General features: G+C 64.2%; 24 protein-coding genes and 1 tRNA gene. 13 read left to right on the top strand and 12 right to left on the bottom strand.

Translation table 11 applies throughout. The features are described 5' to 3' along the window. Nucleotides 1-12 precede the first annotated feature (12 nt). The 5 genes from FDY95_RS19220 (at nucleotide 13) to clpX (ending at nucleotide 4,874) form a co-directional block, all read left to right on the top strand. Nucleotides 13-786, top strand: coding sequence for an enoyl-CoA hydratase/isomerase family protein (locus FDY95_RS19220; RefSeq protein WP_138080143.1), 774 nt, complete (start codon nucleotides 13-15; stop codon nucleotides 784-786). A gap of 79 nt (nucleotides 787-865) precedes the next feature. Continuing rightward, nucleotides 866-950: transfer RNA gene (locus tag FDY95_RS19215), tRNA-Leu, on the top strand. 129 nt (nucleotides 951-1,079) lie between these two features. Continuing rightward, nucleotides 1,080-2,408, top strand: coding sequence for a trigger factor (tig, locus tag FDY95_RS19210; RefSeq protein WP_138080142.1), 1,329 nt, complete (start codon nucleotides 1,080-1,082; stop codon nucleotides 2,406-2,408). A 134-nt stretch (nucleotides 2,409-2,542) separates the two neighbouring features. After that, nucleotides 2,543-3,247, top strand: coding sequence for an ATP-dependent Clp protease proteolytic subunit (locus tag FDY95_RS19205; protein ID WP_138080141.1), 705 nt, complete (start codon nucleotides 2,543-2,545; stop codon nucleotides 3,245-3,247). 400 nt (nucleotides 3,248-3,647) lie between these two features. Continuing rightward, nucleotides 3,648-4,874 (top strand): ATP-dependent Clp protease ATP-binding subunit ClpX, encoded by a 1,227-nt coding sequence (gene clpX / locus FDY95_RS19200; RefSeq protein WP_138080140.1) that lies wholly within the window; start codon nucleotides 3,648-3,650, stop codon nucleotides 4,872-4,874. Nucleotides 4,875-4,941: 67 nt separating this feature from the next. On the opposite strand, the gene FDY95_RS19195 is transcribed toward clpX, so the two are convergent. The 6 genes from FDY95_RS19195 to FDY95_RS19170 form a co-directional block, all read right to left on the bottom strand. Continuing rightward, nucleotides 4,942-5,145, bottom strand: coding sequence for a hypothetical protein (locus tag FDY95_RS19195; RefSeq protein ID WP_138080139.1), 204 nt, complete (start codon nucleotides 5,143-5,145; stop codon nucleotides 4,942-4,944). A 129-nt stretch (nucleotides 5,146-5,274) separates the two neighbouring features. Beyond that, nucleotides 5,275-6,384, bottom strand: a complete 1,110-nt coding sequence (lpxB, locus tag FDY95_RS19190; RefSeq protein WP_138080138.1) for a lipid-A-disaccharide synthase — start codon at nucleotides 6,382-6,384, stop codon at nucleotides 5,275-5,277. Between the two features lie 91 nt (nucleotides 6,385-6,475). After that, on the bottom strand, nucleotides 6,476-6,895 hold the full coding sequence (locus FDY95_RS19185) for a 6-pyruvoyl trahydropterin synthase family protein (protein WP_138080137.1): 420 nt from the start codon (nucleotides 6,893-6,895) through the stop codon (nucleotides 6,476-6,478). Between the two features lie 76 nt (nucleotides 6,896-6,971). Next, entirely contained in the window at nucleotides 6,972-7,976 is a 1,005-nt protein-coding gene (locus tag FDY95_RS19180) for a FecCD family ABC transporter permease (RefSeq protein WP_138080136.1), read from the bottom strand. Further along, the gene (locus tag FDY95_RS19175) at nucleotides 7,973-8,887 is read right to left on the bottom strand and encodes an ABC transporter substrate-binding protein (protein ID WP_138080135.1); all 915 of its coding nucleotides are present in this window, start codon (nucleotides 8,885-8,887) and stop codon (nucleotides 7,973-7,975) included. The genes FDY95_RS19180 and FDY95_RS19175 overlap by 4 nt, the downstream gene beginning before the upstream one ends. Nucleotides 8,888-9,061: 174 nt before the next feature. Beyond that, nucleotides 9,062-9,973, bottom strand: coding sequence for a bestrophin family protein (locus FDY95_RS19170; RefSeq protein WP_138080134.1), 912 nt, complete (start codon nucleotides 9,971-9,973; stop codon nucleotides 9,062-9,064). Between the two features lie 367 nt (nucleotides 9,974-10,340). Here FDY95_RS19170 and rfaD point away from each other — a divergent pair, with 367 nt between their 5' ends. Next, on the top strand, nucleotides 10,341-11,306 hold the full coding sequence (gene rfaD / locus FDY95_RS19165) for an ADP-glyceromanno-heptose 6-epimerase (RefSeq protein WP_138080133.1): 966 nt from the start codon (nucleotides 10,341-10,343) through the stop codon (nucleotides 11,304-11,306). A gap of 105 nt (nucleotides 11,307-11,411) precedes the next feature. Continuing rightward, on the top strand, nucleotides 11,412-12,845 hold the full coding sequence (locus FDY95_RS19160; RefSeq protein WP_138080132.1) for an FAD/NAD(P)-binding protein: 1,434 nt from the start codon (nucleotides 11,412-11,414) through the stop codon (nucleotides 12,843-12,845). An 85-nt stretch (nucleotides 12,846-12,930) separates the two neighbouring features. Here the strand turns inward: FDY95_RS19160 and FDY95_RS19155 are convergent, their stop codons facing one another. Together FDY95_RS19155 and FDY95_RS19150 are read right to left on the bottom strand one after the other, a co-directional pair. Continuing rightward, nucleotides 12,931-13,191 (bottom strand): hypothetical protein, encoded by a 261-nt coding sequence (locus tag FDY95_RS19155; protein WP_138080131.1) that lies wholly within the window; start codon nucleotides 13,189-13,191, stop codon nucleotides 12,931-12,933. Nucleotides 13,192-13,307: 116 nt separating this feature from the next. After that, nucleotides 13,308-14,309 (bottom strand): zinc-binding dehydrogenase, encoded by a 1,002-nt coding sequence (locus FDY95_RS19150; RefSeq protein ID WP_138080130.1) that lies wholly within the window; start codon nucleotides 14,307-14,309, stop codon nucleotides 13,308-13,310. 148 nt (nucleotides 14,310-14,457) lie between these two features. On the opposite strand from FDY95_RS19150, the gene FDY95_RS19145 reads away from it, so the two are divergent. Beyond that, nucleotides 14,458-14,943: a MarR family winged helix-turn-helix transcriptional regulator gene (locus FDY95_RS19145; RefSeq protein ID WP_138080129.1), complete on the top strand. Its 486-nt coding sequence runs from the start codon at nucleotides 14,458-14,460 to the stop codon at nucleotides 14,941-14,943. Nucleotides 14,944-15,031: 88 nt separating this feature from the next. Here FDY95_RS19145 and FDY95_RS19140 read toward each other — a convergent pair whose 3' ends face one another. Further along, complete coding sequence (locus FDY95_RS19140) at nucleotides 15,032-15,436, bottom strand: thiol-disulfide oxidoreductase DCC family protein (protein ID WP_138080128.1); 405 nt, start codon at nucleotides 15,434-15,436, stop codon at nucleotides 15,032-15,034. Between the two features lie 245 nt (nucleotides 15,437-15,681). Between FDY95_RS19140 and FDY95_RS26410 the strand changes: the two genes are divergently transcribed. From FDY95_RS26410 to FDY95_RS19125, 3 genes are all read left to right on the top strand, one after another. Next, the gene (locus FDY95_RS26410; RefSeq protein WP_171025751.1) at nucleotides 15,682-15,981 is read left to right on the top strand and encodes a hypothetical protein; all 300 of its coding nucleotides are present in this window, start codon (nucleotides 15,682-15,684) and stop codon (nucleotides 15,979-15,981) included. A 246-nt stretch (nucleotides 15,982-16,227) separates the two neighbouring features. Continuing rightward, complete coding sequence (locus FDY95_RS26405; RefSeq protein ID WP_171025750.1) at nucleotides 16,228-16,677, top strand: hypothetical protein; 450 nt, start codon at nucleotides 16,228-16,230, stop codon at nucleotides 16,675-16,677. A 161-nt stretch (nucleotides 16,678-16,838) separates the two neighbouring features. Then, entirely contained in the window at nucleotides 16,839-18,311 is a 1,473-nt protein-coding gene (locus FDY95_RS19125) for an HTTM domain-containing protein (protein WP_246074082.1), read from the top strand. Here the strand turns inward: FDY95_RS19125 and FDY95_RS27150 are convergent. Beyond that, nucleotides 18,277-18,633 carry a hypothetical protein gene (locus FDY95_RS27150; RefSeq protein WP_394348398.1) on the bottom strand — a complete coding sequence of 119 codons (357 nt, stop codon included), beginning with the start codon at nucleotides 18,631-18,633 and terminating at the stop codon, nucleotides 18,277-18,279. The genes FDY95_RS19125 and FDY95_RS27150 overlap by 35 nt on opposite strands. Here FDY95_RS27150 and FDY95_RS19120 point away from each other — a divergent pair. Continuing rightward, complete coding sequence (locus FDY95_RS19120) at nucleotides 18,517-19,551, top strand: MBL fold metallo-hydrolase (protein WP_394348397.1); 1,035 nt, start codon at nucleotides 18,517-18,519, stop codon at nucleotides 19,549-19,551. The genes FDY95_RS27150 and FDY95_RS19120 overlap by 117 nt on opposite strands. A gap of 448 nt (nucleotides 19,552-19,999) precedes the next feature. Here the strand turns inward: FDY95_RS19120 and FDY95_RS19115 are convergent, their stop codons facing one another. After that, the gene (locus tag FDY95_RS19115) at nucleotides 20,000-20,776 is read right to left on the bottom strand and encodes a Dph6-related ATP pyrophosphatase (protein ID WP_212744926.1); all 777 of its coding nucleotides are present in this window, start codon (nucleotides 20,774-20,776) and stop codon (nucleotides 20,000-20,002) included. A gap of 178 nt (nucleotides 20,777-20,954) precedes the next feature. Between FDY95_RS19115 and FDY95_RS19110 the strand changes: the two genes are divergently transcribed. Further along, nucleotides 20,955-21,386, top strand: coding sequence for a hypothetical protein (locus tag FDY95_RS19110; protein WP_138080125.1), 432 nt, complete (start codon nucleotides 20,955-20,957; stop codon nucleotides 21,384-21,386). Nucleotides 21,387-21,468: 82 nt separating this feature from the next. On the opposite strand, the gene FDY95_RS19105 is transcribed toward FDY95_RS19110, so the two are convergent. Further along, nucleotides 21,469-23,274, bottom strand: a complete 1,806-nt coding sequence (locus FDY95_RS19105) for a DUF885 domain-containing protein (protein WP_138080124.1) — start codon at nucleotides 23,272-23,274, stop codon at nucleotides 21,469-21,471. Nucleotides 23,275-23,386: the final 112 nt, after the last annotated feature.

Below are 23,386 nucleotides of genomic sequence, written 5' to 3'. Positions count from 1 at the left end.
CAGAACGACCCCATGAACGACCTCCTCACCGCCGGCAAAGTCGAAGCCACTACCGACGCCCAGGGTATTGCCACCGTTTCCTTTTTCCACCCCAGCCACAACTCCCTGCCCGGCGCCCTGCTGACGGAGCTGGCCGATACCATCACCCGCGTCGGCCAAGACCCGCAGACGAAAGTCATCATCCTGCGCAGCGAGGGCGACAAAACCTTCTGCGCCGGTGCCTCCTTCGATGAGCTGATGGCCATCGAAGACGAGGCCCAGGGTCTGCAGTTCTTCTCCGGCTTTGCCAAAGTCATCAACGCCTGCCGCACCTCCCCGCGCATCGTCATCGGCCGGGTGCAGGGCAAAGCCGTCGGCGGCGGCGTGGGCGTGGCCGCCGCTACCGACTATTGCTTTGCTACCACCCAGGCATCGGTGAAGCTGAGCGAGTTGGTGGTCGGCATTGGCCCGTTCGTGGTAGGGCCGGCCGTGGAGCGGAAACTTGGCAAGGCTGCCTTCTCCGAGTTGGCGCTGGACGCCAGCGAGTTCCGCACCGCCGCCTGGGCGCGCGACCGGGGTCTGTACGCCGAGGTACTGGAGACAACCGAGCAGCTAGATCAGGCCGTAGCTGCCTTCGCCACCAAGCTGGCCGCTTACAACCCCGAGGCCCTGACCGAGCTGAAGCGCGTGTTCTGGCAGGGCACTGAGCACTGGGATGAGCTGCTGACCGAGCGCGCCGGCATCAGCGGCCGCTTGGTGCTATCGGATTTCACCCGGCAGGCCATCGAGCGATTCAAGAGCCGCTAAACCGCCAAGTTGGCGCAAGGGTTTGATTTTCCGGCGCACTTGTTTAGCTTTGCGGCCCCGCGGCGACCGGCCCGGCTATGCGGATGTGGCGAAATTGGTAGACGTGCCAGACTTAGGATCTGGTGCCGCAAGGCGTGTGGGTTCGAGTCCCTCCATCCGCACCACTTCGCTGCTGTTTCGGCAGCAGCCTCGATGCAGGCCCTCAACACCCCGGCCCCGGTGCGTTGGGGGCTTGTTGCCTTTTTACTTAACTGGGTCGAGAAGACCCGCTTACTCTTAACCTCCGACTCGTTTTGGACATCACCCTCGACAACAAAGACGAACAGCAGGGCGCCCTGCTGACCGTGCGCCTCACGGAAGCTGACTACTCGGAAGCAGTAGAAAAGCAGATCAAGGACGTCACCAAGCGGGCGCAGATTAAGGGCTTCCGGCCGGGTAAGGTGCCGGCGGCGCTGGTGCGCAAGATGTACGGCAAGGGCGTGCTGGTTGACGAAATCAACAAGCAGCTGAACTCGGCCGTCGACACTTACATCAAGGAGAACAAGCTGCGCCTGCTGGGCGAGCCGCTGCCGGTGCCCGCCAACGTGGACTTCGACACTCAGAAGGACTTCGACTTCCAGTTCGAGCTGGGCCTGGTGCCCGACTTCTCGCTGCCCACCGGCGACGGGTTCGAAGTGGAGCGCCCGAAAGTGGAGCTGGACCAGAACACCCTGGACGAGACCTACGAGCAGATCGGCCGCCAGTTCGGCGAAAACACCAACCCCGAAACTTCGGAGGCCGGTGACTACATTTCGGGTGAGCTGAAGCAGGAGAGCACCTCGTTCTCGCAGAAAGTGCTGCTGCCCACCAACAAGCTGAAAAACAACGCCGACAAGTTCGTGGGCGTGAAGGCCGGCGACGTGGTGACCTTCGACCTGAAGGACGCTTTCGGCGGCGACGCAACCCTGATTGCCAACTTCACGGGCCTCTCCAAGGAGCTGGCCGCCGGCGTTGACGGCGAGTACACCTTCGAAGTGGAGCAGATTCACCGCTCGCAGCACTCGGAGTACAACCAGGAGCTGTTCGACAAGGTGTTCGGCAAGGACGTGGTGACCTCGAAGGAGGATTTTGACGCCAAAATCCGCGAAACCATCCAGGAGAACTACGACCGGGAGTCGAACAACGTGCTGAACCGCCGTTTGATCCAGAAGCTGGTTGACTCCACGGAAATCAACCTGCCCAAGGAGTTCTTCAAGAAGTGGCTGCTGGCGGCCAACCAGGGCAAGCTGACCAAGGAGCAGATCGAGGAGCACTACGAAGACTACGAGAAGGAGCTGAAGTGGTCCTTGATCCGCAACAAAGTGGTGGAAGAGCAGGATCTGAAAGTGTCGAACGAGGAAATCATGGACCGCACCATGGACAAGATTCTGGCCCAGTTCAACATGCCGGAGGTAGGCGAGGAGCTACGCGAATCGGTGCGCGGTTTTGCCGACAACTACCTGCGTCAGGAGAACGGCAAGAACTACGTGCAGGAGTACGAAGCCATTCTGGCAGACAAAGTAGTCGACAACCTGCGTGGTCAGATTGTTGTTAAGGACCAGCCGATGACGGCCGAGGACTTCCGGAGCAACCCGCAAGCGTAAATCTTACGCTGGGGTTGATTCCCGCTAAAAAAAAGCCCTTACTTCGTCGGAGTAAGGGCTTTTTTCGTACCCTTGGCTTCCGGCGGATTAGCCGGCATCAGCCGAACCAACCATCCCTCCTACCTCTTCAGTCAATGCTGAACAAACAGGAATTCCGAAAATTCGCCGTTAAGGGTCAAGGCCTGAGCGGCTTGGGTGTCGACCAGTATCTGCACCACATCGAAGGCCAAAGCAGCCATTTCGTCACGGGCATGACGCGCTCCGTTATCGAGGAGCGTCCCACGCGCTTCGCCGAAATCGACGTATTCTCCCGCCTGATCATGGACCGCATCGTGTTCCTGGGCACGCCGGTCGACGATTATATTGCCAACATCATCACGGCTCAGCTGCTCTTCCTGGAGTCGGCCGATGCCAAGAAGGACATTCTGCTCTACATCAACTCGCCCGGCGGCTCGGTATACGCCGGCCTCGGCATCTACGACACGATGCAGTACGTGGGTCCGGACGTGGCCACCATCTGCACCGGCCTGGCTGCCTCCATGGGCGCCGTGCTGCTCGCCGGCGGGGCCAAGGACAAGCGCTCAGCCCTCCCCCACGCCCGCGTGATGATTCACCAGCCCTCGGGCGGCGTGCAGGGTCAGTCGTCGGATATCGAAATTACCGCCCGTGAAATCCTCAAGCTGAAGAAAGAGCTGTACGACATCCTGGCTAAGCACACCGGCAAAACCTACCAGGAAGTCCACGACAACTCCGACCGTGACTACTGGATGCGCGCCGACGAAGCCAAAGAGTACGGCATCATCGACGAAGTGCTGGAGCGCCACAAGCTGGATAAGTAAAGCTTGTCAGAACGACTAATCCAGGACGTCATTCCGAGCGAAGTCGAAGAATATTGCGTGCTGACATGAAATACTAATTTCAACGAAGCGGTAGAGATGCTTCGACAAGCAGACGCCAGATGGAAGCATGACGTTCTTTTTAGTTGTCTGAATTAGTTTCCACTGATTCGCTCAGCCAGTAATTCCGCCCATTCGGCGACAAAGTTTTAGCGGCAGACGGCCGCTCATGCAACCGTCTCATTCTGAATGGTAACTTCAGGGTGAGACGGTTGTTCTTTTTATAGAAGCCCCGTGGTTCGGCACTTTTAGGTGAGAGCGGGGCGTTTGCGAATTCGTACCTTTGAAGCGGTATTTGCTCTGACAAGGCTAATACCGTTAGTTTTTCGACTTTCCTTCGACAATGGCAGATATCACCTGCTCGTTTTGCGGCAAAAGCAAGCGCGAGGTTTCCATCATGATTTCCGGCATCAACGCGCACATCTGTGAGCGGTGCGTCGGGCAGGCGCAGCAGATTTTGAACGAAGAGAACAAGATTCGTTCGAATTCGAAAACGCCGAAGTTCAACCTCGTGAAGCCCCGCGACATGAAGGAATACCTCGACCAGTACGTGGTAGGCCAGGATGAAGCGAAAAAGGTGCTGGCGGTGGCCGTCTACAACCACTACAAGCGCCTGATGCAGAAGCCCGCCGGCAAGGATGACGTCACGATTGAGAAATCGAACATCATCATGGTGGGCGAAACCGGCACGGGCAAGACCTTCCTGGCCAAAATGCTGGCCTCGGTGCTGCAGGTGCCCTTCTGCATCGCCGATGCCACGGTGCTGACCGAAGCCGGCTACGTGGGCGAGGACGTGGAAAGCATCCTGACCCGCCTGCTGCAGGCCGCCGACTACAACGTGGAAGCGGCCGAGCGCGGCATCGTGTACATCGACGAGGTGGACAAGATTGCCCGCAAGAGCGACAACCCCAGCATCACCCGCGACGTGAGCGGCGAGGGCGTGCAGCAGGCCATGCTGAAGCTGCTGGAAGGCACCACGGTGAACGTGCCCCCGCACGGCGGCCGCAAGCACCCCGAGCAGAAGATGATTACGGTGAATACGGAGAACATCCTCTTCATCTGCGGCGGGGCCTTCGTGGGCATTGAGCGCATCATCAAGAGCCGCCTCAATACCAAGCCGCTGGGCTTCGCCAAGACGCTGCTGGACGAGAAGGTGGACACCAACAACTTCCTGCGCTACATCACGGCCCAGGACCTGAAGCAGTTCGGCCTCATCCCTGAGCTGATCGGCCGCCTGCCGGTGCTCACGCACCTGAACCCGCTGGACAAGGCCACGCTACGCATGATCCTGACGGAGCCCAAGAACTCCATCCTGAAGCAGTACAACCGCCTGTTCGAAATGGAAGGCATCAGTCTTTCCTTCACCGACGAGGCGCTGGACTACATCGTGGAGAAGGCCGACGAGTACCGCCTCGGCGCCCGCGGCCTGCGCAGCATCTGTGAAAGCATCATGACCGACGCCATGTTCGACATGCCCTCGGTGACGGATCAGACGGAGCTGGTTATCGACCTGGAATACGCCCACGAGAAATTCGAGAAGTCGCCGCTGAAGCAGCTGCGCGCGGCGTAAGAAGGATCATATCAACAGCAAAGGGCCAGCAGAAGATAATTCTGCTGGCCCTTTGCTGTTGCCCTCATTATGCACCTGAGGTAACGACAACTGGCACCGCTTCACCGCTGCGCACTTGCTCTTCGACTACGACAATACTAGTTTTATTTTCTTGGTCATAGATGTTGTCTTCGGCTATCTGATACAAGCCACCGGGTAAGCATATTGCCTGTACCGGGCGCCAAGCAACAGAGCCCTCGTTCATAAGCTTCACATAGACAATGTATTTCATAGAGTTAAGGTATAAAACGCCTCAAACAGAAGCGCAGCCACCTTCCTCGCATTTGAGGCAGTGGCTGCGCTTCTTAGTATGTGCAGGGTTTGAGGAAGGTCCTTCTCTGCGCTCAGGATGACGTTCTGATTACTTTTTCAAATACCCCACCATCAGCTCCGCCGCTTTGTCGGCGGCGTTGGTGCGGCCAAGCTTCTCGCGGATTTCGGCGTAGCCGGCTTTTACTTCGGCAATGTATTTCTCGTCGTCCAGCACGCGGTGCAGCTCGGTGACGAGGTTGCGGGCGGTGAAGTCGCCCTGGATCAGCTCCTTTACCACTTCGCGGCCGGCAATGAGGTTGACCAGCGAAATGTACTTGACCTTGATAAAGGACTTGGCCAGGTGGTACGACACGGCGCTGGTGCGGTAGCACACCACCTGCGGCACGTCGAACAGGGCGGTTTCCAGGGTGGCGGTGCCGCTGGTGACCACGGCGGCTTTGGCGTGGCGCAGCAGGTCGTAGGTCTGGTCGGTGACGATGCGCACGTTGATGCGCTCGAAGTGGCGGTAGTAGCCGGGGTCGAGGTTGGAGACGCCGGCCACCACGAACTGGTAATCGAGGAAGGGCGGCAGAATGCGCAGCATTTCGAAGAGCATTTCCTCGATTTCCTGCTTGCGCGAGCCGGGCAGCACCGCAATGATGGGCCGCTGCGGGTCGAAGCCGTTGCGCTGGTGGAAGTCGTCGGCCAGGGTGTGCTCGTGCACGGCGTCGGCGGTGGGGTTGCCGATGTAGTCCACGTCGTAGCCGAAGCGCTGGTAGAACTCCCGCTCAAAGGGCAGGATGACGAACATCTTATCGACCAGGGCCTTGATCTTGTGGACGCGCCCCTGGTTCCAGGCCCAGATTTTGGGCGAAATGTAGTAGAAGACCTTGATGCCGTGCGCCTTGGCAAACTTGGCCACGCGCAGGTTGAAGCCCGCGTAGTCGACCAGAATCAGCACGTCGGGCTTGTTGGCCAGCAAATCCTGCTCGCACTCCTTCAGAAAGCCGCGAAACTTGAATATGGCCGTGGCGGCTTCGATGAAGCCCATGATGGCCATTTCCTGGTAATGGTGCACCATGGTGCCGCCGGCTTCCTCCATCATGTCGCCGCCCCAGCAGCGGAATTCCGCTTGCGGGTCGCGCTGCGTGAGGGCGCGCATGAGGCGGGCGGCGTGGAAGTCACCGGACCGTTCGCCGGCAATGAGGTAGTATTTCACGGGGGAGGAATTCTGAATTATGAATTCTGAATGCTGAATTGATGGAAATCCGAACCGCTACAATTCAGAATTCATAATTCAGCATTCAGAATTACGCTCCGTAGTACTCGACGAAGTTGCGGGGCGTTTCGTAAATCTTGATGCCGTGCAGCTGGGCCGTATTAGTAATACGAGGTAGCTCCCGCTCCAGGATTTCCCAGAAGGCTACGGCCAGATTTTCGGTGCTGGCGAGCTTGCCGCTCATGAAGGGCACGTCGAGGTTGAGGTTCTTGTGGTCGACGTGCTCGATAATATGCTCGCGGATCAGCGTGCTGAGGGCTTTCAGGTCGACCACGAAGCCGGTATCGGGGTCGGGCTGGCCTTTGACGGTGACGATGAGGTCGTAATTATGGCCGTGCCAGTTGGCGTTGGCGCAGGGCCCGAACACTTCCTTGTTGCGCTCCTCGCTCCACGCAGGGTTGTAGAGCTTGTGGGCGGCGTTGAAGTGTTCCTGGCGACTGATGTAAATCATGGGCAGAGAGGCAAGGAAGGGCTTAGGAACGCGGCCGCGGCATCGGCGCCGGGCCGAACCAGTCGGATCATCGTCCTTAAGCCCCTTTTTTCCGCAGCAAATATACGAAGAACGGTACGCCGAACAGGGCCGTGACCAAGCCGACGGGCAGGCCGGCGGGCGGATTGAGCAGACGGGCCAGCAGGTCGCAGCCGAGCAGGAAGGTGCCGCCGAGCAGGGCGCAGAATACCACGTTCAGCCGCCCCGTGACGCCCAGCAGCCCCCGCGTGGCGTGCGGCACGATGAGCCCGACGAAGCCCAGCGGCCCGCACAGGGCCACCACGCCCGCCGTAATGCCCGACGAAACGAGCAGCAGCAGCCAGCGAGTGCGCCCCACGTCGAGGCCGAGGGCAGCGGCCCGCTCCTCGCCCAGCAGCAGTACATTGAGGTGGCGGCGCAGCAGCCAGGCCGCCACCATACCCAGCAGCACCGCCACGGCCGGCCCGCCGAGCAAGGGCCAGCCGGCCCGCTCCAGGCTGCCCAGACCCCAGGAAATGGCGGCCCGCAGCTGCGAATCCGTCTGCGCCCGAAAGGTGATGAGGCCGCCCAGCGCGTTCAGCAAGGACGACAGCGCCACGCCGGCCAGCAGCAGCTGCGAGGGAACCAGGCGGCCGCGGCGGCTGCCCAAGCCAATGACTAGTAAAGTAGCTCCGACAGCCCCGGCCAGGCAGCCCAGCGGCACCAGCCAGGGCGTGACGGCGCTGGCCGTGGGCAGCAGGATGTTTATCACCAGTGCGCCGAGCGAGGCGCCCGAGGCGGTGCTGAGCAAGTAAGGGTCGGCCAGCGGGTTGTTCACCATGGCCTGCATCAGGTAGCCGCTGAGGGCCAGGCCACCGCCGGCCAGCAAAGCCAGCAGCAGGCGCGGCAGCCGCAGCTCGATGAGCACGACGTGGGCGGGGTTATCGGCGTCGTAGTGGCCGAGGGCCTGCCAAAAGGTCGCGTAATCGGCGCCGGCCACGCTGCCGATGCGCAGGCCCACCAGCAGCAGCGCGGCGGCCAGCAGCCCGAGGCCCAGCAGCAGCAGCGGCGCCCGGCGGCTCATCGGGCGGGGTGCAGCAGGCGTTGCAGCTCGCGCACCGACTCCACCACCCGCGGGCTGGGCCGGTCCATCAGGTCGCCGGTGACGGGAAAGACACGGCGGGTGCGGTAGGCGGTGGTGCGGCGCAGCTCGGGGTACATGCGGAAGAAGGTGCTGTCCAGCTGCCCGAACCGGCCGCCGATGATGACGTCGGGGTTCAGCTTCAGAATGTACTCCCGGGTGAGCGAGGGATACGGCTGCGGAAAATCCTCGGCCAGGGCGTTCTGGCCGCCGGCGAGGCGGATTTTGTCGGTGAAGATGGTGTTGCGGCCGAAGGCGTAGATCGGGTCATTGGAAATGACGGCCAGGGCGCGCGGGCGCGGACCGGCGGTGTCGGCGGTAATCGTGCTCAGCGCCTGTGCCAGCGAATCGGTGAGGCGCCGGGCCTGCGGCACGCGGCCGAGCAGGCGGCCCAGGTCATTCAGCCCGCGGAAGATGTCGGTGACGCGCTGGTAGCGCTGGTAGTACACCGGGATGCCCAGCTGCTGCAGGCGGGACGCGTCGGCGGGGCTGGTGATGCCTTCGACGGTGAAGACCACGTCGGGGTGCAGGCCAACGAGGGTTTCGAAGTCGAGCGGGTAGCTGTTGACGACGGGCTTGCGCAGCGCGGCGGCCGGGTAGTCGCACACCTGCGTGCGGCCAACGATGGTAGCGGTATCGGCCACGGCGTAGAGCATTTCCGTCATCGAAGCGGCCAGGGCCATGATGCGGCGGGGCGGGGCCTTCAACGTGACCGTGCGGCCGAGGTCGTCCTGCACGGTCAGGGGCTGGGGCGCGGCCTGGGCCGGGGCGTCGGCGGAGCCGGAATCGGTGGCGGGCGAGCAGGCGGCCGTGAACAGCAGGCCGAGCAGCGGCAACAATCGTCTTCTGAGCATGGCGGGCAAAGGTAGAAGCCCGCCCGGCAACGGCGTAATCCGCAGGGGCAGCGCCGGGCCGGAAGTTGCGCCCGGTTATGCGCTCCTCCCCTATCCGCAAGACTTATCTACCGACGGCGCCATTCTGTCCGAACACAAAAAAGCCCGTTACGCTGGTCGTAACGGGCTTTTGGGTTACATGAGGTAGAATTCCTCGGCCTTACGCGGCTCGGGCACCTGCGGCTCGTGCAGCAGCTGCCGAATGTTGATGTCGATGGTGCGCGCAATGGCGGACATGGGCGTGTCGGTGGGCTTGTTGCTGAAGGGGTCCTGCATGAACTTGGCGGTTTTTTCGAGCAGGAAGAAAGCCGAAGCCACAATCGTCAGGGCCGGAATTTCCATCAGGCCGACTTCCTCCACCAGCCCCAGCGAGAGGATAATCAGGAACAGGTAGATGAACAGGTGAATGAACAGGCGGTAGGTTACCGGAAATATCGTGCTCTTGATGCGTTCGGCCTGCCCCATCGAGGCCACCAGGCGCACCAGCGTGCTGTCGAGCTGCACCTGCTGATAGGTGTTGAGGGCGCCGGCCTGGGTGAGGGTGGCCAGGTCGTCGGTGTGCTGCTGCATCAGGGCCAGCGGCTTGTTGCGGTGTTCGGCCACGCTGGCCATTTCCTCGGCGCTGATGAACTGCGGTAGGCCGGCCAGGGCATCCTGCCCGCGCAGGCTCTGACCCAGGCTGTAGCACCAGGCAATCTGGCGGTGGCCCAGGCGGCGCAGCAACCGGGCCGCTTCACCGGCGGGCATCTGGCGCGGGTCGATGAACTGGCGCAGCTGCAGCACCAGGCTGCGCGAGTCGTTGACGATGGCACCCCAGATCTTGCGCGCCTCCCACCACCGGTCGTACGACTGGTTCATGTTGAAGGCCAGCAGCAGCGAAATGAAGCTACCCATGATGGTGGGCAGCTGCACCGGCACCGGCGGCAGGTAGGTCGACAGGTAGGTCTTGAACACCTGGAATAACAGGGAAAACAGAATGACCCGGGCCACGTCCCACTTGATCTGGTGGAAAATGTAACGGTACGGAATTTTGGTTTCTATCAGCATCTAGTTATGGCTTTACGGTTGGCGGGGTGCAGGTCAATCGGGGGCGGACCGATTATGTCGCCTGCGCGCAGGCACTTTTACGCATCCTGGCTTTATGCAAGATGAAAACAAGCCATTAAAATTGAATTAAATCAATATTAACCTTTGATTAAACCCCAAATAAGCCTATATATATTGTGCTGGTCTTATGTCTTCCACAATCGTTTGTTGCTGCATTCTTTGCCGCCGTTGCCCTTAAATATTATCCTGCGAGGTTCCCCGAATAGTCCTGCCCGGCGGCGGCGCCAGCCGGTGGCCGCGCGGCCCGGCACGCCCGTGCGCCGAGAAACTGCGTACTTCGCAGCTCAGAAGAACCCAACCTCAGCTTATGATTATCGTGACGGGCGCAGCGGGCTTTATCGGCAGCTGCCTGGTGAGCCGGCTCAACGCCGATGGCTTCAACGACGTGGTCGTGGTCGACAACTTTTCGGTGGAGCGCAAGCTGCTGAACCTGAAAGGCAAGCACCTGCGCGAATACGTGGACCGCAACGAGTTCTTCGACTGGCTCGACAAAAACCATGAAGAGGTAGAATTCATCTTCCACCTCGGGGCCCGCACCGACACGGCCGAGCAGGACGTAGCCGTGTTCGACCTGCTGAACCTGAACTACTCCAAGCAGATGTGGCAGGCCTGCGTGCGCTACCAGTTGCCGCTGGTGTACGCCTCCTCGGCCGCCACCTACGGCTCGGGCACGCTGGGCTACTCCGACGACGAGGCCCTGCTGCCGCTGCTGCGCCCCCTGAATCCCTACGGCGACTCCAAGAACGACTTCGACAACTGGGCGGTGCAGCAGGCGGAAAAGCCGTTTTTCTGGGCCGGGCTGAAGTTTTTCAACGTGTACGGCCCCAACGAGTACCACAAGGGCCGCATGGCCTCGGTGATATTCCACACCTTCCAGCAGGTGCAGCGCACCGGCTCGATGGAGCTGTTCCGCTCGCACAACCCCGACTACGCCGATGGCGAGCAGCAGCGCGACTTCATCTATGTGCGCGACCTGACCGACGTATGCGTGTTTCTGATGCACCACCGCCGCAACTCGGGCATCTACAACCTGGGCACCGGCGAGGCCCGCACCTTCCTCGACCTGGCCCTCAACACCTTCGCCGCGCTGGATAAGCCGGCGGATATCAAGTTCAAGGACACGCCCGAAGACATCCGCGACACCTACCAGTACTTCACCCAGGCCGACATGAGCAAGCTGCGCGGCATCGGCTACGCGCGGCCGTTTACGCCGCTGGAAGACGGCATCCGCGAATACGTGCGCGACTTTTTGCTGCCGGGCGCGTACCTGTAGCCCCCGGACGCGCCGCCCCCATTTTCCCGGTGGTGGGCTTTGTCCGGAATTTTCTCTTTTTTCGGACGAACTCCCCGGCTCTGCCCGGGCCTTGCCACCCTCAGCATGACGCGGCGCAGCATTGTCATTATCGGAGGCGGAGTGGCCGGCAGCCTGCTGGCCCTGCAACTCACGCGCCTGCCCGGCGGCCCCTGGCCCCTCGACGTGACCGTGGTGGAGCCGCGCCCGCGCCTGGGCCCCGGCACCGCCTACGGCACCGACCGCCCCGAGTGGCTCCTGAACGTGCGTAGCCCCGCCCTGAGCGCCCTGCCCGACGAGCCGAACCACTTCGTGGACTGGCTGCAGCGCCGTGGCATTGCCGATTGCGCCTTCGGCTTCTGCTCCCGTCAGACCTACGGCCGCTACATCGAAAGCCTGCTGGAGCCGGCGCTGGCCGCCCCGGCTGCCAACGGCGTGCGCCTGCAATGGCTGAATGACCGCGCCACGGCCGCTCAGCCGCACGCCGTTGGCGCCCACGCCCTGCGCGTGCAGCTGGCCGGCGGCACGGCCCTCGACGCGCACACGGTGGTGCTAGCCCTCGGCAACTTCGCCCCGGCCCTGCCGGTGCGGCCAGCCACCGGCTACCAGCAGCACCCGCGCTTCCACGCCAACCCCTGGCAGCCCGGCGCCCTGCGCGGCATCGGCCCGGCTGAGTCGGTGCTGCTCATCGGCACCGGCCTTACGGCCTTGGACGTGCTGGTAGCCCTGCGCGCCGACGGGCACCGCGGGCCGCTGCTGGCCGCCTCGCGGCACGGGCAATGGCCGGCGGCGCATACCCCGGCTCCGGTGGCGCCCTACCCGAGCTACTACGCCACGCACGTGGCCGGCCGGCGCACCGTAAGCGAGGTAGTGCACGCGGTGCGGCAGCAGATTGCCAAAGCCGAGGCTGAAGGCTACAACTGGCGGGCCGTGCTCGATGCGCTGCGCCCCGACCTGGGCCGTATCTGGGCAACCTGGCCCGTGGAGGAACAGCAGCGGTTTCTGCGCCACCTGGCCACGCGCTGGGGCAACTGGCGCCACCGCAACCCGCCGCAGAATGCTGCCGTGCTCGACGAGCTGCTGGCCAGCGGCCGGCTGCAGGTGCACCACGGCCGGGTGCGCGCCATTGAGCCGCGCGGCGACGCCCAGCTGGCCGTGCGCCTCACCCGGCACTACGTTTCCACCGAGCTGACCGCCGACCACGTCGTCCTCTGCACCGGGCCCCAGCTTGATTACGCTCAACTCAACGAGCCGCTGGTGGTAAGCCTGCGCCAGGCCGGCCTGCTGCTGTCCGATGCCCTGCACCTGGGCCTGGCCACCTCCCCCGAAGGCGCCCTGCTCGACGCGGCGGGCGCGGCCTCGGAGTGCCTGTTCACCCTTGGCCCCAGCCTGCGGCCCCAGTGGTACGAATCGACGGCGGTGCCGGAGCTGCGGCAGCAGGCCGCGCACCTGGCCGCGGTGCTGGCGCAGCGGCACGGAGCCGCCATCGGCCACCCCGGGGCGCTGCAGCTCGCGCCGTGAGTTCATCCGCTGGGCCGGTCGGCCGCGGGGATAAACAAAAAGCGGCTCCAACTGGAGCCGCTTCGGGATAGTCGCCGGTAGCCGCTTAAGCCGCCAGATCGGTTTCGGGGTAGAGCGGGCGTACGGCGGCTTCGGGGGAAAGAACCAGGTCGGCCGCTTCGGGCTCCTGGGAGCGGCGCAGGGCGCGCATCAGCAGGTAGCGGTATTTCTCGGCGTCGGCCAGGGCGGATTCCACGGCGCGCAGGGCGTCGTCGTAGGTTACCACGGGCACCATTTCCGCGTCTTCGCCGGTGGGGTAAGTCAGGTGAAACGTGGGGACGTTGAGGTATTGATCAGGCGTTTTCATGGGTGCTTATCGGCTGGTTATCAGAGTCAGATTCAAAACACCAAACCCACCCGCAGCATTCCCGAAATGAAGCTAAAAGCCAATATTTTTAGCAATGATTTTCAGGTGGTTAACAACTAATTTATCCGCAGTACGATCTTCCCAAACTGTTGCCCTTCAGCCATAAGGCGCATGGCCTGCTCGCCCTCGGCTAAGTCGAAAACCTGGTCGGTGACGGGCACCAGCCGGGCCGCGTTGACCAGGTCCAGTAGGCCGGCAAAATCCTCGGCGGTGCCCATGGTGGAGCCCAGCACGTCGAGCTGCTTCCAGAAGATGTGGCGCGGCGGCACGTTGGTCATGGTGCCGGTGGTGCCGCCGTAGAACACGATCCGGCCGCCGGGCGCGGCGGCTTCCAGCAGCTCGGCCACGCCGGGCCCGGCCGCGCTGTCCACGATGAGGTCGAACTGCCCGCCGGCCTGCTGCATCAGGGCCTTGCCCCAGCCCGGCTGCCGGTAGCTGATGCCGCCGCGTGCCCCCAAAGCCTGTGCCCGCTCGATTTTGTCAGGCGAGCCGGAGGTTACCCACACCGCGGCGCCGCGGGCCACGGCCAGCTGCAGGGCCAGCAGGGCCACGCCCCCGCCGATGCCCGTGATGAGCACCCGCTCGCCCGCCCGCAGCCGGCCGCGGGTGAACAGGGCCCGGTAGGCCGTGACGCCGCCCAGGGGCAGCGCGGCGGCCTGCTCGGCCGAAAGGTGCGCGGGCCGTGGGTAAACATTGGTGGCGGGCACGGCCACGTATTCAGCGAAGGTGCCGTCCTGCGGCAGGCCGAGGATGCTGAACGAGCGAGCCTGCGCCCGCGGGTTGTCGCCCCAGTTCTGGCCGGGGTCGATGATGACGGCCTGGTCGCGCAGGCTTTCGTCGATGCCTTCGCCGAGCTCGACCACGGTGCCGGCACCGTCGGAGCCGAGGATGATGGGGAAGCGCAGGCCGGCGTACTGGCCCTGCTGAATCCACACGTCGCGGTGGTTGAGGGCCGCGGCGTCGAGGCGCACCAGCACTTCGCCGGGCTGGGGCTGGGGCGTGGGCACTTCGCGCAGCTGCAGCGGCTGGCCGACGCCGTCGAGAACAAGAGCTTTCATGGGTGGAAAATAAAAAAGCCGCTGGCAGCGGCTAAATGAGCATTTTTGCAGCAGTAAACCAACTTACAGTAAACTTGGTTACGGTGAATGCGTTTACGGGAAGGCTGCGGCCGAACCCCGTCGGCCTCCGCAACCTAGTAAAAATCCGATGGCCTCCCCAACCGATCCGCTGTTCACTTTCGAAGGCGCCGACGAAAACCCCGGCTACCTGTTGGCCCAGGCCACCGCGCACTGGCAGCGCAGCCTGGCCCAGGTGCTCGTGCCGATGAACCTCACGCCCAGCCAGTTTCTGCTACTGGCGGCGGTGCAGCGGCTCTCGGGCCAGCAAACCGAGCCGGTAACCCAGGCCCACGTGGCCCAGCACGCGCACTACGACAAAATGACCACCAGCAAGATTGTGCGGGCGCTGGAGGAAAAGGGTCTGCTGCAACGCCCCACCAGCGAGCAGGACGCCCGCGCCCGCAGCCTGCAGTTGACGCCGGCCGGACTGAAAGCCGTGGTGCGCGCGGCCTGGGCCCTGGAGGAGTTTGACCAGCAGTTTTTCGGCAGCAAGGCAGCGCCCCTGATTCAGACGCTGCAGAACCTGCTGCCGCCCCGCGACACGGCCGCAGCTGCGCCGGAACAGGCGGCGTAAACGGTTTTGTCAGAATACGCACGGCCGGCGCGGAGCAGGTGCTCCGCGCCGGCCGTGCGTTTGCTTATGCCAGGGCCCTCGTTGATGACTACAGGAAGCGCGCCTTCAGCTCGGGCGTGGGCAGCCAGCATTCCGTCTGCTTGCCGAACCAGCGGTAGCGGTTGCGGGCCACGAAGCGGTACGCGGCGTCGCGCAGGGAGCGGGGCAGCAGGCCGGCCACCGCGAGCAGGGCCCAGCCGCCGCCCAGGCGGCGCAGGATGCGCAGAATGGCGGTGGAATGCGTGTACGCCCGCCCGTCCTCGATGAGCACCACGGAGTCGGGGTTGTCGGGGTCGGGGTTGACGCCGCCGGGCATCAGGCGCTGGCCTTCGGCCGACTGCAGGGAGGCGAAGCGAAAGCGGGCGTGCGGGTCGCGCTGGATGATGAACTGCACCAGCCCGTGGCAGAGGTTGCACACGCCATCGAAGAGAATTACGGGAGAACCTGCCTGCATCGCACAAAGAAGAAATGGGTAGCAGGTACGCAACCGGCCGGCCGGGGTTTGGTTGGCCTAAGCTCGACGGGCGGAGGCCAAAGCAGCGCCCAGCCAGCGAAAAAGACTCCTTGTAGTTGCAAAAAATGTGCGCAAAAATTTCCGGCTTAAATTCAGCTTTCGGGCTTTGCCGGGCGTATAAGCCTCCTGTATCTGCCGCCGCAACTCATTCATAATCACCCACACTGCCCCATTTCACTTCCCCAATGAACCGCACACGCAAGCTTTGCATGTCGGGCGCATTTTGGGCATTGCTAGCCCTAAGCGGCTGCGGCAACGACCACAACGCCACCACCGATTCGAGTACGGAAAGCAGCTCCACCACGACCGACATGAGCACGACCACGGATTCGACTGCCGTCAACCCGGATGCCAGCTCCTCGGGCTCGACCACCTCCGCGGGCATGGAAGGCGGCACCAACACCACCTCCGGCTCGACGGGTAGCGGCGCCACCACCAACGAAGCCACCACCGCCGCTTCGACCGGCGGCTCGACTACGCAATAATTTTCAACTACTTATTTACGCTTGCACTATTTGGAAAGAGGAGGGAGAAAAAGGACGTCACGCTGTGGCTGTCCTTTTTTTCTACCCCTGGCGCTACTTATCTGACGCCCGGCAACGGCCCCAAAGCCAACCTCGGCCTTATCCATCTGGCCGCTGAACCGTACTACCCAGCACAAGCGGCGCATCGTTAGTTGCTCTTACGCTCTTTTTCACCTTTTCATTACCCAACACCCAAACACCTTTCTCATGAAAAAGCAATTTGTTGCCCCGCTGTTTGCCCTGCTGCTGAGCGCTGCCTTCTCGACTGCCAGCTTCGCCCAAACGACCGGCACAATGGGTACTACTGGCACCACCGGCACCACCGGTACAACTACCATGGGCACGACTACTATGGGCACGACCGGCACGACCACCATGGGCACCACTTCCGGTACTACGTCGGGCACCACCTCGGGCTCGACCACGATGAGCACCTCGGGTACTACTTCCGGTACGACCATGGGCTCGACCACGATGAGCACCTCGGGTACTACCTCCGGTACGACCATGGGTACCACCTCGGGCACGACGTCGGGCCGCAGCACCTCGGGCCGCCGCTCGGGTACCAAAGGCGGCCGTACCCGTTCCACCACGTCCGGCTCGACGACCTCCGGCTCCACCACGTCCCGCTCGACGTCCGGCTCTTCCACCTACTAAGCTGACCACCATTGCACACCTCGGCCGATCTGTCTGACCGGGCGCAAGGGCAACTTTCCCCCGGGGAAGTTGCCCTTTCTGCGCCTAGCCCCGCCCCCGGCAGTCATCCTCCGTCCAGCGGCCGGGGTGTTCGGGTATGGGCGGTACTGCGCCGGCCCTTCGTGCTCGATTTGCGGGCCCTGGCCCTGATGCGCATGGCCGTGGCGGCGGTGCTGCTGCTCGACCTAGGCATCCGCAGCACCGACCTGGAGGCGCACTACACCAACATGGGCGTGCTGCCGCTTTACGTGCTGTTTGAGCGCGCCTGGAACCCCTACGAATTCTCGCTGCACACCATGAGCGGGCTGTGGGTGGTGCAGGCGGCGCTGTTTGGGCTGGCCGCCGCCGTGGCCCTGGGGCTGCTGCTGGGCTGGCGCACCCGGCTGCTGACGGTCGTGTCGTGGGTGCTGCTGGTGTCGGTGCAGAACCGCAACCCGATGATTGTGCAGGGCGGCGACGATTTGCTGCGGATGCTGCTGTTCTGGGCCATTTTCCTGCCCTGGGGCCGGGTGTGGTCGATGGATGCGCAGGCCCGGCCGGCGCCCCCGCACTACAGCTACTTCAGCGCGGCCACGGCGGCCTACGTGGTGCAGATTGCCCTGGTGTACGTGTGCACGGCCCTGCTCAAAAGCGGCCCGGAATGGCGCTCCGAAGGCACGGCCATCTATTACGCCCTCAGCCTCGACCAGGTGCTGATGCCCGGCGGCCGGCTGCTCTACCCGCACTACGAGCTGCTGAAGGCCCTCACTCACCTCACGTTCTACCTTGAGCTACTGCTGCCGGTGCTGCTGTTTATTCCGGTGGCCACGCCCGTGTGGCGCACGGTGTTCGTGGTGGTTATCTGGGGATTTCACCTCGGCATCAGCCTGACGCTGTTCGTCGGGCTGTTCTTTATCATCAGCGCGGCCTCGGTGCTGGGGCTGCTGCCCACGCCGGTGCTCGGCTGGCTGGAGCGCCGCCTCGGGCCCGGGGTGCAGCGCGGCGCCGGCCACCTGGGCCGCTGGCGGCAGAGCCTGACGCGCTGGCAGTGGCCGCTGACGGTGGAGCTGCGCGCCAACTGGCAGCCGCAGGTGCGCCGGCACTTCTGCCTGCTGCCCGCCCTGCGCGACACGGTGCTGCTGGTGCTGCTGGGCTACACCATCTGGTGGAACCTCGACGGCATTGCCCGGCCCGGCTATACCATGCGCGAGCCGCTGCGCTGGTTCGGCTACGTATTTCGCACCGACCAGCACTGGGGCATGTTTGCGCCCACCGTGTTCAAGGACGACGGCTGGTACATCCTCGAAGGCCAGACCAAGGACGGCCGCCGGCTCGACCTGAACCGTGGCGGCCAGCCGGTGACGTACCGGAAGCCGTATTCAGTGGTGGCGCTGCATAAAAACGACCGGTGGCGCAAGTACTCCGAGAATTACCTCTTCGTCAGCAACGACTGGATGCGGCCCTACTACTGCCACTACCTGCTGCGCCGCTGGCACGAAAACCCGCGCAACCCGCCGCTGCGGCAGCTCGACGTGGTGTACATGAAGGAAGTGTCCTTGCCCCACTACAAAGTGCGCGGCCCTACCCGCGAAGTGCTCTGCAGCTGCCAGCCGTGATTAAGGCGTCCTGACTGGCCGCGAAACCGTTGCGGGCCGCGCGGGTTCTATTGGCAGCTGCGCTTCGTGCCGGCCGGGTTCGTATACGGGCTTCGGCGCTTCTCCCTGACTTTTCAACCTGCCTGCCATGAGCAACCAACCGGCCCACCTCCCCGCGCGCCCCAACCGCGCCACCACGCCCGAGCTGCAGTTCGTGGCGCCCGGCGTGTGGGCTCTGCGGAACGTCTTCGTCAACCTGTTTTTCGTGCGCCAGGCGCCGAGCACCGGCCCCTGGGTACTGGTAGATGCCGGCCTGCCGGGTGCGGCCGGCAAAATCCGCCAAACGGCCGAGGCCCTGTTCGGGCCCGCTGCGCGGCCCGCCGCCATTCTGATGACCCACGGCCACTTCGACCACGCCGGCGCCCTCGAAACCCTGGCCGCGCACTGGGACGTGCCCGTGTACGCGCACCCGCTGGAGCTGCCCTACCTCACCGGCCGCTCGGCCTATCCCCCGCCCGACCCCACCGTGGGCGGCGGGGCCCTGGCCTGGCTGTCGGGCCTCTACCCCAAGCACCCCTACAATGTGGGCAACCGCGCCCATGAGCTGCCCGCCGATGGCACGGTGCCCGAGCTGCCCGACTGGCGCTGGATTTTCACCCCCGGCCACACGCCCGGTCACGTGGCCTTCTTCCGCGAATCGGACGGGGTGCTGCTGGCCGGTGATGCCTTCGTGACAACCCAGCAGGAATCGTCGCTGGCGGTGTGGGAGCAGCGGCAGGAAGTGCACGGCCCGCCCAAATACTTCACCTGCGACTGGGACGCCGCCCGCCGCTCCGTGGAACGGCTGGCGCGGCTGCAGCCCCGGGTGGCCGCCACCGGCCACGGCATCCCGATGCGCGGCCAGGCGCTGCTGCAGGAGCTGACCGAGTTGGCCCAGCACTTCCAGGAGCTGGCCGTGCCCGCCCAGGGCCGTTACCTGCCCGACCCCGCCATTGCCGACGAAACCGGCGTGCGGGCCGTGCCGCCCCCGGTGCGCAACCCGCGCACGCCCTGGCTGCTCGGCGGCCTGGCCGCCACCATCGGCCTGGGCATCGGCATCTGGCTGAAGCAGCGCGACGGGGCCCGCAAACGCTACAAGCACCGCGGCCGCAACCGCCGCCACCACTTCGACCAGCCCGCCACCGGCTACGCGGCCGATATCGACCCGTTCACGCCGGTCGATGAGACAGGCGACTGGTTCCCGGGTCCGCAGCACCTGTAGCCCATACCGGCGCGCTGCTTCAGCCCAAGTCCCGGCGGCCATTTGCGGCGGGGGAAGGCTGGCAGGACAAGTCCCGGAGCCTTTTCGCACCACGTCAAAGCCCGTCGTGAGTACTCGCGACGGGCTTTGTGGATTCATGCAGCCGTTGCCGCCTAGGCGGGAGGGACTTTGTGGGTTCACGCAGCCGTCCCCGCCTAGGCGGGAGGGCCTTTTGCATCTCATGCAGCCGTCGCCGCCTAGGCGGGAGGGGCTTTTGTAGTTCATGCAGGCTTGCCCGCCTGGGCGGGAGGGGCTTTCATTCAGTACGGAAGCTCCTCCCGCCTAGGCGGAGCGAACTTTATAGCTTCGTGTAGCCCTTCCTGACTTGTCGGAGCAGGCATTCGCATCGAGTGGAAGCCCTGCCCGTCTGGGCGGCAAGGGCTTTCCGCGGCTGGTGCGCCCGCGCCGCCTACGCGGCGGGCCCTGCTGGTGGCGCCCCAGCCGGGGCGGGCAGCAGGTCGCAGTACCAGAAGGCGGCGCTGAACGGGTCGGGCTGGGCGCGGTAGCAGTCGGTGGCCTCCTCTTCGGCGGCTGGCGGGCTGGGCTGGTAGGTGCGGCGCACCCGCTCACCGCGCTGCACGGCAATGGGCTGGCGGAAGTAAGGCGCGTCGTACACGAAGCTGTGGTACTCGCCGTTTTCGCCGCAGGGGTCGACGCCCGGGGGCAGGTCGCGCAGGAAGTCGCGGTCCAGCTCGCGGCCGCAGAAGCTCGCGTCGAGGTGCTGCTCATTGATGCACACCACCACGGCGCGGAAGCCCAGGTCGAAAAACTCGGCCCACAGCTCGGCGGCGGGCTTGTGCCAGATGGGGAACCGCGCCTGCCAGCCCACGCGGGCCAGCTGCTGCTCGCGGTACTGGCGCAGGTCGGCCAGGTGCAGGTCGCCGAAGAGGCTGGTGCGCACGCCCTGAGCGGCCAGCGCGTCGAGGGCCGCGCTCATGCGCTGCTCGTACACCTCCATCGAGGGCATTTCGGGCAGCCAGACTTCGTGCAGCGGCAGGCCGATGCGCTGGGCCTGGGCCCGCAGCAGCTCGGCGCGCACGCCGTGCATGGCCACGCGCTGGTAGTGCTCGTTGAGGGTGGTGAGCAGGTGCGCGGGGCGCAGATCGGGGCTTTGCAGGGCATGGTGCAGGCACAGGGCCGAGTCCTTGCCCCCGCTCCAGCTCATGACGGCGGCGGGTGAAGTCACAGCAACAAAACGATTGGTGGCGGAGCGCAAAGATGCACGGCGGCGCGGCAGTTGCGCGGCATTCGGGGCGCCGCGCAACTGCCGCGCCGCGGGTACGTAGCCATAGGCACGGGGCGCCGCGTATACGGCAGCACTCGTTCCCCATCCGTACCTCTCCCATTCCAAACTCTTTCGCGTTATGCTGACCTCCTCCCGCGTGCTGAGCGCCGCCCTGCTTCTGCTGCCCCTGGCCGCCTGCGACAATTCCTGGAGCCCCGGCGTCGACCACACCAACAACGACTCCTTTGCCCGCGCCCCGCGCGCCACCCGCGTCGATACCGAGCGCGACAGCGTATCGGGCGGCGGCAAGGCGTACCGGCCCATCGGCACCGGCTCCATGGCCCGCTCCACGGCCGAGGCCATCAGCTCCCAGCCCGGCGGCGACCCGAACACCTCCAAATACACCGAAAGCGGCACCGGCGACGGTACGCCCGGCAGCACCCCCACGCCCAGCACCCGCAACACCGACGCCCCGCGCCAGACCAAATCCGACGCGGCCAAGCAGCCGGAGCAGGGCACCGCACCCCAGCCGACCAACCAGCCGCGCCGCGCCAACAGCGCCCAGAACTAAGGAAGCGCGCCGGCCCCAAGCCAAAACGCCCCGCAACCAACCGGTCGAGGGGCGTTTTTTTGTTGCCCGTGGTGGCAGCAGTTTACTGCTGCTTGGCCGCCCAGGCGTCCATTTTCTGCTCCAGCACGGCCAGGGGCATCACGCCGTCCTTGAGCAGTTCGTCGTGGAAGTCCTGGATCTTGAACTTCGCCCCGAGCTGGTTGGCGTACTTGTCGCGCAGCTCGCGGATTTTGAGCGCGCCGATTTTGTAGGACAGCGCCTGGCCCGGAATGGCCATGTACCGCTCGATTTCGGCCGTGGCGCCCTGCTCATCGATGGCCTCGTTGTCCATCATGTACTTGATGGCCTGCTCGCGCGTCATGCCCTTGGTGTGCATCCCCACGTCGACGACGAGGCGGATGGCGCGGTGAATTTCGTCGCCCAGGGCGCCCATGTACTGGTAGGGGTCGGTGTAAAGGCCCAGCTCCTTGCCCAGGCTTTCGGTGTAGAGGGCCCAGCCTTCGCCCATGGCCCCGTACCAGGCAAAGCGACGGAACTTGGGCAGGCTGGTATTCTCCTGCTGCAGCGAAATCTGGTAGTGGTGGCCCGGAATGGCCTCGTGCAGAAACAGCGACTCCATGCCCGAGGTGGTGCGGAAGGTCTTCGCGTCGATAATCGGCACGTAGAAAATACCGGGGCGCGAACCGTCGGGCGTGCCCTGCTGGTACTCAGCCGAAGCCGAGGCCTCGCGGAACTCCTCGGTCTGGCGGATTTCAAACGGGGTCTTGGGCGTGCGGCCGAACAGCTTGGGCAGATTCGGCGTGATGCGCGCCTGAATGGCCCGGAACGCGTTCAGCACCTCCGCGTCGGACTTGTAGGGCGTGAAGCGCTTGTCCGAGCGCATGTAGTTGAAGAAGGCGTTCAGGTCGCCCTTGAAGCCCACCTGCTGGCGCACGCGCTCCATCTCGCCGCGGATGCGCTTGACCTCGCCTAGACCCGTCTGGTAGATTTCCTCCTCCGACTTGTCGGTGGTCGTCCAGTAGCGCACGTCGTAGCGGTAGATGGCCCGCCCATCGGGCACGGCCGCAATGCCGGTGCTGGTACGGGCCTTGGGCAGGTATTCGGTCTTCAGAAACTCGCCCAGGCGGCGGTACGTCGGCACCAGCTCGTTCATGATGGCCGTGCGGTAAGCGGCCGTGATGCGCTGCTTGTCGGCGGCGGAGAAGCTGGCCGGCAATGTTTTGATGGGACCGTAGAAGTCGCTCTTGGTAGGGTCCGTCACCACCATCTGCTGCATCTGCGGAATCATTTTCTGCACCAGGGGCTTGGGTAGCACCACCCCGGCGCGCATGCCGCGGCGGAAGTTGCTGATGGCCGTATCGGCCCACACCGAGAAGCCGCGCACCCGGCCCAGCCAGTTGTCGTAGTCCTCGGGCGTCTTGAAAGGCTGCACGCTGCCGCCGGCCCCGTACTGGCCCATGCTCAGCGGCAGGCCCCAGAACTGCTGAAACGGAATCATCCAGGTGTTCAGCTTCAGCCCGTCGAGGTTCATCTGCAAGTCGTAGCGGAAGATGTCGTAGCTGATCTTATCGTTATCCGACAGCTTTTCCCGGTCGAAGTTCTGCAGCTGGTCGAGGTACTTCTGGTAGTACTGGCGCAGCTGCTCGCGGAAGGCCTGGGTCTGGTCGTTGGGCAGTTGGTCGTTGTAGCGGTTGTCGCCGTTGGTGGTGGCGTTCAGCGGGAAGAGCTTGGCGTTTTCTTCCCAGTATTGGTCGAGTACGGAGCCCAGGTCTTTCACGTCAGTAGCCGTTTGGGGAGCAGCGGAGGAGTTTTCGGTGGCCGTCTGCTGGGAGCAGCCCAGCAGCAGGGTGCCGGCCAGCAAGCTGGCGGCGAAGTAGCGGTTCTTCATGCAGGAGAGAAAGTGGGAGTGCAAATGCGCGCACTAAAACTAGCCGGTTTCGGAGGATTTGCACTACTCCATGCCCCGCTAGTCGGCAGCGCCGCAAAAACGCCCGCCCGGC

This window comes from Hymenobacter jeollabukensis (assembly GCF_005771675.1).
In the GTDB taxonomy this organism is placed as follows: Bacteria; Bacteroidota; Bacteroidia; order Cytophagales; family Hymenobacteraceae; genus Solirubrum; species Solirubrum jeollabukense.
Note: the sequence above shows the minus strand (reverse complement) of the source record. Positions and strands in the feature narration are given on the sequence as shown.